This is a genomic window from Pseudomonas sp. BO3-4 (assembly GCF_034044115.1).
In the GTDB taxonomy this organism is placed as follows: Bacteria; Pseudomonadota; Gammaproteobacteria; order Pseudomonadales; family Pseudomonadaceae; genus Aquipseudomonas; species Aquipseudomonas alloputida.
In genome coordinates, this window is record NZ_CP139018.1 from 5501734 (window position 1) to 5513310 (window position 11577).

Annotated in this window: 8 protein-coding genes; 5 read left to right on the plus strand and 3 right to left on the minus strand. The window is 56.8% G+C overall.

Annotation, left to right across the window (positions count from 1 at the left end; genetic code table 11):
• Positions 1-21 precede the first annotated feature (21 nt).
• The 4 genes from REH59_RS25240 to REH59_RS25255 all read left to right on the plus strand — a co-directional run bounded on the left by REH59_RS25240 (position 22) and on the right by REH59_RS25255 (position 8428).
• A complete protein-coding gene (locus REH59_RS25240) occupies positions 22-1029 on the plus strand; it encodes a helix-turn-helix transcriptional regulator (protein WP_060537832.1) in 1008 nt (335 codons plus the stop codon).
• Positions 1030-2122: 1093 nt separating this feature from the next.
• Positions 2123-3829 (plus strand): dynamin family protein, encoded by a 1707-nt coding sequence (locus REH59_RS25245; protein WP_060546520.1) that lies wholly within the window; start codon positions 2123-2125, stop codon positions 3827-3829.
• A gap of 13 nt (positions 3830-3842) precedes the next feature.
• Positions 3843-6086: a dynamin family protein gene (locus REH59_RS25250; protein ID WP_060546518.1), complete on the plus strand. Its 2244-nt coding sequence runs from the start codon at positions 3843-3845 to the stop codon at positions 6084-6086.
• Positions 6083-8428, plus strand: coding sequence for a dynamin family protein (locus tag REH59_RS25255; RefSeq protein ID WP_060546517.1), 2346 nt, complete (start codon positions 6083-6085; stop codon positions 8426-8428). Before REH59_RS25250 ends, REH59_RS25255 begins: the two co-directional genes overlap by 4 nt.
• Before the next feature lie 332 nt (positions 8429-8760).
• Here REH59_RS25255 and REH59_RS25265 read toward each other — a convergent pair whose 3' ends face one another.
• Together REH59_RS25265 and REH59_RS25270 are read right to left on the minus strand one after the other, a co-directional pair.
• Positions 8761-9813, minus strand: coding sequence for an ADP-ribosylglycohydrolase family protein (locus REH59_RS25265; protein WP_060546516.1), 1053 nt, complete (start codon positions 9811-9813; stop codon positions 8761-8763).
• 9 nt (positions 9814-9822) lie between these two features.
• Positions 9823-10080, minus strand: a complete 258-nt coding sequence (locus REH59_RS25270; RefSeq protein WP_024947250.1) for a hypothetical protein — start codon at positions 10078-10080, stop codon at positions 9823-9825.
• A 119-nt stretch (positions 10081-10199) separates the two neighbouring features.
• Here REH59_RS25270 and REH59_RS25275 point away from each other — a divergent pair, with 119 nt between their 5' ends.
• Positions 10200-11075: a WYL domain-containing protein gene (locus REH59_RS25275; RefSeq protein WP_024947249.1), complete on the plus strand. Its 876-nt coding sequence runs from the start codon at positions 10200-10202 to the stop codon at positions 11073-11075.
• A 195-nt stretch (positions 11076-11270) separates the two neighbouring features.
• On the opposite strand, the gene REH59_RS25280 is transcribed toward REH59_RS25275, so the two are convergent.
• On the minus strand, positions 11271-11483 hold the full coding sequence (locus REH59_RS25280) for a hypothetical protein (protein ID WP_034100785.1): 213 nt from the start codon (positions 11481-11483) through the stop codon (positions 11271-11273).
• Positions 11484-11577: the final 94 nt, after the last annotated feature.

Below are 11577 nucleotides of genomic sequence, written 5' to 3' on the forward strand. Positions count from 1 at the left end.
GAAACTACAAGGATGATTCTCTTGCCTTCAGCTAAGACCCACAGCGCGTTGAATCGGCAATGGGAGCTGCTGCGGCAGCTGCCGAAACGCGCTCCCGGCATCACAGTGAGTGAGCTGCTGGCCCGACTTACGACCGCAGGCTACTCTATCAGCCGCCGCAGCATCGAGCGCGACCTGCGTGACCTGTCGCTGGTATTTCCGTTGCAGTGCAACGACGGTGGAACGCCCTTCGGTTGGTATTGGAAGCCGGGCGTGAGCGTCGAGTTGCAGGGCATCACCCTGACTGAAGCCGTCAGTCTGGCGCTGGTCGAAGATGCCGTGCGCCCGCTCCTTCCAGGCAGCATGTTGAGCGCGCTGGAACCACGCTTCGAGCATGCCCGGCAAAAGCTCAAAGGCCTCGAAGACGGCAACCCAGCCGCCCGCTGGCCCAACAAAGTGGCGAGCGTTCGACCAGACTTCAATCTTCGAGCACCGGAAATTCAGGCAGAAATGTTGGAGGCACTGCAACACGCCCTGATCAGCGAGCAGCAAGTCCATTGTCAGTACTATTCGGCACACACCGACAAACTCAGTGAACTGACTCTCAACCCCCTGGCCATTGTCCAGCGTGGGTTGATCACATATCTCATCGCCACCGCCGTACCCTATACAGATGTCCGTCAGTTCGCGGTGCATCGCTTTCGCGCGGTAACGGTACTCGAAACTCCGTGCCAAGGGCTGGAGACGTTCGAACTGCAAACCTACCTGGCCACTGACGCCTTGCAGTTTGGAAAACCGGAGAAGATCCAACTCAAGGCCTGGGTGAGCGAACACCAGGCAAGGTTGATTCGAGAGACGCCGTTGAGCACGGACATGGTGCTAAATGAACTGTCTAATGGTTTTCAGGTACAGGCGACCGTCAACAATACCTGGCAACTACACTGGTGGATTTTGTCTTTGGGTGATTCGTTGGTAGTCCAGGAACCGCCGGAGTTACGCCAGCAGATGGGAGACACATTCCGGCGGGCGGCTGCAGCCTATGCGAAATAGGAAGGGCAGGCGAGCTTGGTGTAAGCCACCCGGAGGGAATCCAGCCTGGCGGATCAATGCTCATTGCCTATTGCGAAACGGTCGTTCCGACCTGGCCTTGAAGATTTCTAGCCGGGTAGGTGGTGGCGGTACTTGGCATCTTTCCCATTGCAATCATCCAGCCCTTGAATTTCTTGCTTTCCGAATCGCTTACAAAATCGCTCACAGAGTGTTCTCCAGATTCGACTCCGCCTCCAGTAAACGCAGCTGGTCGGAGATCAGGCGAGACAGCAAAGTGCCGCGGAGTTGGGTGAGGGCCTTGGGAGCCCTACGCTTCGCATACATCCGCACGAAGACGGGAGTCGCCTGCAAAGGCCGCAATCAATGCTTTAACTGCGTCTGGATTTTATTCCCGCCATTACTCGGTGTCCGCCAAATTTCGCGTTAAGGAGCATATCGCCCTGGCCTCAAACTCCTTAAGCTTTAATTACATTTCGCCGCCAAAAAAATGAAGCCTTCGCCAAATGCTTTTTGGCGAGAAAGTAGCTTGGCCGGCTTTCGTTTTATCCCTACCGCTTGCAGTCACACGTGCAGCGCCTGAATGCTGGTTAAGCATACAGGTAAATATTTCAATCATGCACCTCCGCGCAAGGCCTTGAAAATGAGCGCTGCATCTGAAGAAAACCCCGGGATATGGGCGTTTTGTTGACAGTTTACCATACCGAATCAAAGTGCCATCATACAGACAGAACAGATAGCGCCGATCTATTGGTCACCCAACGCAATCTCATCCGGGAAGCGATATGCCATCAGTTATTGGGCATGCGCGATCAACACCCTACAGACAAGGACGTGTGCATGCCTTTGCCCTCCCCTTCCATTGCACTCAATGCTTCTGTAACAAGACCACGAGCCAAGCAGTGACGCACTGACCTCGTGAACGGCCCTGAACGCGACCCGAATGCGGCAACTGCGGTTGTAACCTTCTCGGGCCGGCCCCCTTCTCGCACGACGAGAAAAGACCAGCGATTACTTGAATATCCCAACGCATAAGCCTCTGTGCACCCTATGCCATGCCTTCGCGCAGACCATCAACACTTAAAGGAATATCACCATGCTCGAAAGCCAGAAAGAGTTCGCCACTTACTTGAAGAAAATGCAGGTGCTGCTCAATGACCAAGCGTTTTCATTCGATCAGTCATTGCTACCAAAAGTGATGGAGACCGAGCTTGTGGTGCCCGTAATCGGGGCCTTCAGCGCCGGTAAAAGCTCGCTGTTGAACGCGCTGATGGGCCAGGACATTTTGCCAGTTGGAATCGCGCCGGAAACTGAACTGGCGACCGAACTGCGTTATTCATCTGAGCCCTATCTGCTGGCAATCAAACCCGACGGTGTGCAGGAACGTTTGCCTGTTGAAGCGCTGAGTACCATCAATCGTCGTTCCAGCGAGTTTTCACACTTGCGCCTGTACCTCGACAGCGAGGCGTTGAAAGCCATTGCGCCCCTGGTGCTGGTCGACATGCCGGGCTTCGGCTCATCGCTGGAAAACCACAATAAGGCCATTGCTTACTACCTGCCGCGCGGTGTGCACTTCGTGGTGCTGACCAGCATCGAGGACGGCAACATTACGCAGTCGATGCTGCGCAAACTCGACGAGCTAAAAACCTACAACACCGATTTCACCTTCCTGCTGAGCAAATGCAACCTGCGCGCCGCCGACCAGGTTGAAGACGTGCAGGCCTACATTGACGACCAGCTCGGGGTGTATTTCGGCGAGCACTACCGCAGCATCACTATCGGCAACCGTGGTGGTGAAGAACTGACAAATGCACTGACCGCATTGCAGCCTGACGTGCTGTTCTCGCGCCTGTTCATCGACATCCTCAAGGACCAGAACTTCGAAGTACTGGCGCAGATTAACCTGGCGCTGAGCATGCTGAAAAAGGACAAGGCCGAGAGCGAGCAAACCGCACGCGCACTCGAGCAGGCCTTGGCCAAGCTGCTGGAGCAACGCAAAGACGTCGAGTCAGACCTGAAAGATCGCTACTCGGGAAAAATGCTCGACCGTAGCCTGCGCGGCCTGGACAACGCGCTTAATGACTCCCTCGACGAGCTGGTCACCTTGGGCAGCAGCAAGAACCCGAGTGCCCTGTCGAATGCACTCTCCGACATCATCCGCAGCAGCCTGTCCAGCACGATCAAATCTGAAGTGCAGGACATCTCCACCAACATGGTCGACCGGATTGCCAGCAACCTCAGTGCCACCAGCAGCCAGATGTCCGTACTGGACATCAGCGGCAACTGGAGCGAGGAACTTTCCAACAAAGTCAAGTTCTCGCTGGAGCGCACCACAGAAATGCTCAGCGACTGGTCGACACGCCTGAGCAATCGTGCCGAGGAAGACAAGAACAGCGGCGTCATGCTCTACCGCAGCCTCTCTACCGTGCTCGCTGTCACCACCACCGTGGTCAATCCGCTGGTAGAGCTGGTGATCATCTTCTTGCCCGAAATTCTCAAGATGTTTAACGGTGGCGGTAACGAGCGCGAGAAGTTTCGCCAGAAACTGACCGGCGAAGTGTTCCCCAACATCAAGGCGGAACTGCGCGGAAAAATTCCTGCAATCATCGACGAGCAGCTCAACGCCATGCTGAAGAAGATCAGCGACGGTTTCGAAGAGCAGATCACCAAGCAAAAGCATGTGATCGACTCAATTGCACAGGAAAGCCTGCAGCTTGAAGCGCAGATCAGCGAGAAGACTGCTGTGCTGGAAAACCTTGCCACCGCAGTAAAAGCCGCTGCAAACGAACACCTCTACAAGTAAGGCGAACGACATAATGGATTACCAATCACTCGTCGCTTTTAGCGAAAGCCTGCACACGCTGGCAGCAAGCAACCAGGACCTGTTTGAGCGCGAAATCGAGCAGTTCAAGCGGCTGAACGGCATCGACCAACCGCAACAGCTCGCGCAAGCGTGCCAGACGTTGCAGGACCAGAACCGGCTGATGAACATCGGTATTGTTGGTCGTGTGAAAGCCGGAAAGTCATCGCTGCTCAATGCGCTGATTTTTAATGGCGAACCGATCCTGCCGAAGGCCGCAACACCCATGACCGCTGCACTGACCACCATTACCTGGGGCGAAGTGTTCCAGGCCAAGGTTGAGTTCTACAGCGAAACGGACATCGCCGCGATCCGCTTCAAATCGGACCAGTTCGAGCAACGCCTTGCCACGCGCAAGCGCGAATGCTTGGAAGAGCTGGTGAGGCGTCGTAACGCCCAAGCCAATAGCGCGCCCCTCGATATGGCGCAACTGACGATCATGGCCGATAAAAAAGCCTTGAGCGAACTGCAACGCGAAGAAGGCTTGTTCGCGGCATACGACCAGTTCCAGCGCATGAAGAGGTCAGGGCTCGATGCGGCCACCCTGCACTTGCACAGCGAGATTCAGGCAGGTAACCCGAAAGAGCTGGCGGCTCGTCTGCACAACTATGTCGGTGCCGACGGCACGTACATGCCGTTCACCAAGACGGTTCATGTCGCCATGCCGCTGGAGGCACTACGCGATATCTGCATCATCGATACCCCCGGCATGAACGATCCGGTCCAGTCGCGCGAAGAGCGCACGGTCGAATTGCTGAAAACCTGCGACGTGGTGTTCATCGTCAGCCCGGCCGGCCAGTTCCTCAATGAGCAAGACCTTGAGGTGATGGGGCGTATTACCCAGAAGGAAGGCATTCAGGAACTGGTACTGGTGGCCAGCCAGATCGACACACAACTGTACGGCAGCGAAAAACGCGCGCGCTTGAGCGATGCCGTGGAAGCCATCCGTGCCCAGCTGTCGGCACGGGCACAGAGCACCCTTGCAGACCTCAAGATGAGCAGCCCGGAAGTGGGCTCGGTGTTCGACAACCTGATCGGATCGGTACACCGTAACCTGCTGCATAGCTCCGGCTTGTGCCACAGCCTCAACCGCCGCTTCGAAACGCCCGAAACCTGGGACTCGAACGAGCAGGTGACCTGGGACAACCTGTCCACCGATTACCCGGATTACTTCACTCGTGACAACCAAGCACTGTCGTTGAGCAGCCTGGACAGCTTGGCAAACATTGACGCGATCAACGCCATGCTTGCCCAGGTCCGCGAGAAGAAAACGGAGATCACGCGGGAAAAAATCGCCAACCTGATGGTTCGCAAACAAAAGAACCTTGAGGCATTCAAGGCGCTGATCATCACCCTGGCACGCAACCAGGTCATCCAGATAAAGAACGCCAACGTCGATCAGCTGGACGAACAACTGGCTTCGCTGGAATCGAAGCGACTGGATCTCTCGCTGGAACTGGATGTCAGCTTCAAATACACCATGGCCGACTACCGCCAGAAGTTGCGTGACGACATGCGCAAGACAGCTGCGCAATTGCTTCGCGAGACGCAGTCCACTGTCAAAGACGCGGAAGGCTCTTTCAGTGAAACCATTGTCGTCGACAACCCTGGGGTTGGCAGCTGGTTTGCCCGCAAGCTTTGGGGCGGCGGCACTACCGAGAAAACGGTCGTCCGCGCCAAGATCATCAGTAGCCAGGTCATCTCCACCATCAACGAGTTCATGAACGACATCCAGGATGAGCTGGGCGCCAAGGTGGAGAGCTCTCATCGCGGGTTGAACGAAGAACTGGCCCGGACCCTCACGCCCAAGATCCGTGAGGTGCTTGAACAGGATGCCAATGCGCAAATGATCAAGCTCGCGATTCTTTCGATCATTCAATCGATTCCTGACGATGACTTTGACTTGGGCATTTCGTTGCCTGACTCCCTGAAAAGCAACGGCACGCTCAAGGGCTACGAGGCCGAACGTTTCAAGGATGCCGCCGATGACTTCATCGGCTCGTTGGGTAGCAAGGTCAAAAGCAAGATCAGTTCGTTCATCAACGATGTTGAACGCAACGCACCTTCCACCATCTCCAACTCCTTCGTCGATGAGATTCAACGCCGGATCAATGTGCTCAAGGATCAGGTCGACAACGCGGCTCAAACCATTGACCGGCTTGAACGTCTGGCACGCAAGGCCGAAGAGGTCACCCTGTGAGCAACCCGCCAGCCATTCATGAACAGGCACGCTCGACGCTGGAGTCGCTGTCCCGCTTCTGGCAGTTCAAACGCAAGAAGCTGGCAGCTGAACTTCAGGGCCACCTGGATGATGCCCAGTGCCAGCTCGACACGTTTTTCAGCACCAATCAGCAATTGTCCGCGCTGTGCGCGGGCCAGAACGACGAAATCGGCGAGCTAAAATCGCGCAACGGCTCGCTAGTCGATGCGTTGCAGCTTGAAACAACCAATTTGGCCTCGACCTCCGAAGCGTTAGCGCAGGAGAAGGGCAAGCTCCAGAAGGCTATGCTCGCACTGGCCCAGGCCAAGGTGTACGCCAAGGATCTGGAAGAGCGGCAGGCTCAGGCCATGGCCCAGATCGCAGAGCTCGAAGAGCACCTTGCCGATCACAAGCAGGAGCTTGTCGACAAAGAGCGGTGCATTCAGGAACTCCAGCACACCCTGGCCGATACTCGACAGCAGATCGAAGCGCTGAACAACGTCAAACAGCGGTTGACCGAGCAGTGCGCCGAGCAGACTGAGCAGATCCGCACGCTGGAGTCGCGCAATGAGACGCTCAGCGACCAGTTGCAGGCAGAACAGGCCAATACGGCAGAGCTGGAAGCACGCAAGGACCAGGCGCTTGCCGAGATCGCCACCCTTCAACAGCAGCTAGCAGATCGCAAGCAGGCGCTGGTGGAAAAAGAACAGCGTATCGCTGAACTTGGGCACACCCTCTCGGACGCGCAACAGCAGATCGAAGCACTGAACGACGCCAAACAGCAGTTGGCCGAACAGTGCACCGGGCAGGCTGTACAGATCGACTCGCTGGAGTCGGACAATGAAGCGCTAACAACCCAGTTGCAGGCAGAACGAGCCAATGCGGCCGAGCTGGAGGAACGCAAGGCACAGGCGCTGGCACAAATTGCCGAGCTGGAGACGTACCTGGAGGAACATAAGAACCAGTTGATTTCCACGGAGCAGAACGTCGACCTACTGGAAAGCCTGACCGAACAACTGAAGGCCTCCCAGCAGCACCTGGAAGACAACTACGCCGACATCAACAAGCAGCACCTGTCGCTAACCGAGAAATTTTCCCTGGTGAGCAAAGTCCTGGCCCAGCAACCGCCCGGTAATGAAGAGCTGGCCAAATTCGCCGACCTGATCAACCACGACTACATGGAGTTCGCCAGCCGAGAATCGTCGTTGGCCGGTGAAGCCCAAGCAGTGCTCGACATGCAGGCGATCCTCGCCGAGATGCAGATGCTGAACAACTTCCCGAGCATTGCCGGCAAAACCATCCTGAGCATTGCGGGTGGTTTCAGCAGCGGAAAGTCGGCGTTCGTCAACAGCTTCATCCGTAACCCGAGCGTGAAGTTGGCGACCGGCATCAACCCGGTGACCGTGGTCCCCAGCTACGTGGTGTGCTCCGAAGAAACCCGGATCAAGGGTTATTCGTATAACGGTGGGGCCATCGACCTGGAGCCCAGCCTGTACGCGTCGATGTGCCACGAATATGTTCAGGCCTTCGGCTTCGACCTGCGGCGCATCCTGCCCTTCATCAGCGTCAAGGTTCCCATGGACCCGGAGCTGTTCGGCAACCTGTGCATCATCGATACGCCCGGCTACAACCCGGGTACCACGGGTGGGGCCGCGGCCTCCGACCGTAGCACTGCAGCCTCCCTGGTCAATCAGGCATCGGCGCTGGTCTGGGTCATCGGCCTTGACCCGGCCGGGACCATCGACCAGTCCGACATCGAGTTCATCGAGTCCACGCCGTTCCGCGCAGAGTCGCTGTATATCGTGTTGAACAAGGCGGATGTGAAGTCTCAGGACGATATTCTCGAGATCATGGAGCAAGTAGCCGACGACCTGAGTTTCGCGGGTATCGAGTACGCCGGCATGTGCGCCTATTCGTCCACGCGCAAGAAAGACTACCCCTCCAGCGGCCTGACGTTCGAGCAGTTCCTGCGCTCGATCAACCGTAAAGTGGATGTAGTCGGCAAGGTTAACAGCAAGCTCGATACCGTATTCGATGCCTACAAGCAGGCCATCCAGGCCGATATTGCGCAACTGGAAGGCCGCAAGGGCGAGTTCAATGCGTTCAAGCTCGATGCGCTGGAAATAGGCGGAACGGCGCTGTTTGACAGAATTGATCGAGCATTCCCCATCTCTGAGCAAATGTTCGATTCTTCCGGGCTGGAAAAACTCGTTGATGAATGCGAAGGCCTTCGTCGAACGCTCAAGCTGGCCGCTCGAAAAGCCCTGGAGGTTTGCGAACTCGTTCGCACCAGAACCTCTGTCGAGCCTGATGACTTCCTTCGCACTCGAATACGCCGCTAAACGCCGGCACACAGCGTGTTACTAACCCAGGCCTGCCTGCTGGCAGGCCGTTGCTGGCCAGGGCGCTGAACCCTGGCCTGTGCGCTCAAAATCGCCGCCGCGCCAGCAACTCCGCCAACGCCCCTTCAAGCCACCCTGCGGTGCGCATCTTCAGTGCCTTGCTCCCGCACCTCGGGCACTGGTCAAACCACTCGCCGGGCATCAGCACATCACTTTGCGGTGCCACTGTCTTTGTCCAACCGCATCCTTCACATTCAAAGGTGAAGGGCCTGGGTTTGATGGGCATTCTAAAGCTCCTTGGTCTCTTCGCTGATGTATTGCCATCGGTGCATTCAACTGCCCGGATAAGCCAATTCGATCTGCTCGTCGAACGCGCCACCAACCCCGCAGTAATCACGTGGAACACGCTCAAGCTCCTCGGCTACCTGCACGATCACCTGGCGCAGTTCCAGGCGTTCGAACCAGCGGGCAGGAATGGCAGCAGCACCATACTGGGCACCCAACAAGTGCCCGGCGACAAGCCCTGTGCTGTTGCTATCGCCACTGTGATTCACCGCCGTGATCACCCCTTCTTCGAGTGATCGTGCTGTCAGCGCACACCACAGTCCAATCGCCAGCGCCTGCTCGGCAACCCACCCACCGCCAAGGTCGCCAATGCGTTGCGGGGTGGGTGTATAGCCCTCGTAGTAGAAAAACAGCACGCGCTCGATGAGGCTGCGCGTTTCTTCCATACCAGGTACTTGCCCATATTTGGCCAAGCTTTGAGTTACCGCGTGTTCCAGGCTGTCTTGTCTTTCGACAACACGCTGAAGAATGTCGGCGAATAGCCCTGCCGCCAGGTAGCCCGTCGGATGCCCGTGCGTCAGGCGTCCAGACTGCGCCGCGTAGTCAAATGCATTGGCAAAGAATGCACAGGGTGCAACACGTACCAAGGCGCCGCAGCCCTTGCTGTTGTTCTCGGCAACCGCTCCCAACCGCGCGCTGGCCTTTAGTGCATTCAGGCAAGTTGTGCCTGGGGAGCGACGAGACCAGAGTTCGACTTGCTTGATCAGCCAGCCATCTGTGACGATCGGTATCGCAGAGGGGTAATCCTGGGTCATCAGCCAGCGCAGCAACGCTTGGTGAACAATGCTCGGGACATGGCACGCCTGCCGTAAACTGCCAAGCACAAAAGCGCGCAGCAAACCTTCTGCGGTGAACAGCATCATCTGCGTTTCGTCGCTGATGGCGCCGGTGTTGCCGTAAGCCGGGGCAAAATCAATGATGCCCTGCGGACCGAACTTGGCTTCGATGGCAGGCCACTCAAGAAACTCCACGGGGGCGCCAAGCGCGTCTCCGACAGCACCACCCAGCAGGCAGCCTTTGATCCGTTCAAGTCTGTTCATGCACTTCCCTTATCGCTCTGCAGAGATCAAGTTCTGCAAAATCACCAGCTTGCTTTGCAACTGCTCGATGTGCGCTTTCTCAGCACGCAGTGCCGAACGTAGCTCCCGGTTTTCCATCTCCCAGATCCGCGCCCAACGTGCGTCCTGGCGGCAGGCAAGCGCCACGTGCCAGATTTCTCGCAACCTCAGGTACTGCATCAGGAGCACCGTCAGGATCACCCCGATCAACACCAAAGCCCCTGTCGAAACCGCTTCAGACATAGTCATGTCCACATCCTTTCGTGACTTCAATTTATTTCGAAGACAGACACACGATATGTAGTTATAAACGACAGGTCTAGAATGTAGACTTATACAGGTAAAGTATTCGCGCACATGGAGAGGGTATGAAACGCAAGCAATCCGTTGAACAGGTACGCTGGGACCTGGCACTTCGCTATCGTTTGATCGAGACCGTTGCCTGGTGGGAAGGCAGGCTGACCACGGGGCACTTGATGCAGAGCTTTGGCATCAGCCGCCAGCAGGCATCCAAGGACATCAATACCTACATCACCGAGCATGCGCCCAAAAACTTGACATATGACAAGCAGCTCAAGGGGTATGTGCCGAGCAAGCAGTTCAAACCCCTGTTCATCGACGACAGTGCCAGCGCCTATTTGCACCTGCTCTATCAGAACAATGAGCGTGCCCCGCACATTGATGGACTGGCACTGGCCTATGCGCACACCAAGGTATTGGAAGTGCCGGATCGCCCCATTCGACCGGAGATTCTGCGCCCCTTGCTCAAGGCCTGCCGCGAAGGCCTGCGCCTGGAAACCGAGTACGTGTCGTTCAATACCCCGAACGTAGAGGTTCGCCTCATCGCCCCTCACACGCTGGTGTACACCGGCATGCGCTGGCATGTGCGGGCCTACTGCGAAAAGAATGGCCAGTACCGCGACTTCGTGCTCAGCCGCCTGCGCGGGCAGCCGGACCTGCTCGACGAATCGCCGAACACACGGGAGCTGGATGAAGACTGGAATGTCGAGATTCCGGTTATCTTCGAGCCCGATGGGCGATTGAACGAGGCGCAGAAGGCAATCATCGAAACCGACTTCGGGATGACGCAAGGACAATTAGTGGTGCCCAGCCGCAGGGCCTTGGTGAAGTATGTGTTGCAGCGTTATCAGATCGACCCGCGCAACCTGGCGACGAGCCCTGAGGCCCAGCAAGTTGTAGTGAGCAACCTCAAGGAATTGAGGCCGTGGCTGATGAATGACTGACGCTCAAATCTCTGATACGAGGGGCATGACGCCCCTCGTCGATGGCCGGCTCATGCTCGTTCAGCCGCGGGTGTATCTGCTCAACCCGATTCGGAGGACGACTCACCCGCGGCCAGCCAAGAAGAGATCCAGCCGTCGAGGATTTCAGCCAAACCGGCTGACGACATCTGTATCAACAGTCAGGTTTGTCCCCAGTCACTGTAGTTTCCGCCCCACGCCTTGGGCCTCGATGATCATGCGGTCGAGCAGAGCGAGCATGTCATCGACATCAATTTCCTGAAAGCAGCCCTTCGCCTCCTGCTCCAGAATCATGGCGGCGAATTCCTCGCTGTATTCGACCTCATCCTCGGTTCTAACTTGCGCGGGACCTGGGTCATCCGAGCGACCATCCTCTTGGTCGTTACACATCACGAACCTCGCATTGAAATGGGACCTTAGCTGAACGGTCGCGCCAACTTGGCCGAAGCAGACACCCGTTGGAAGCAGAAAAAGACGGAGTTGT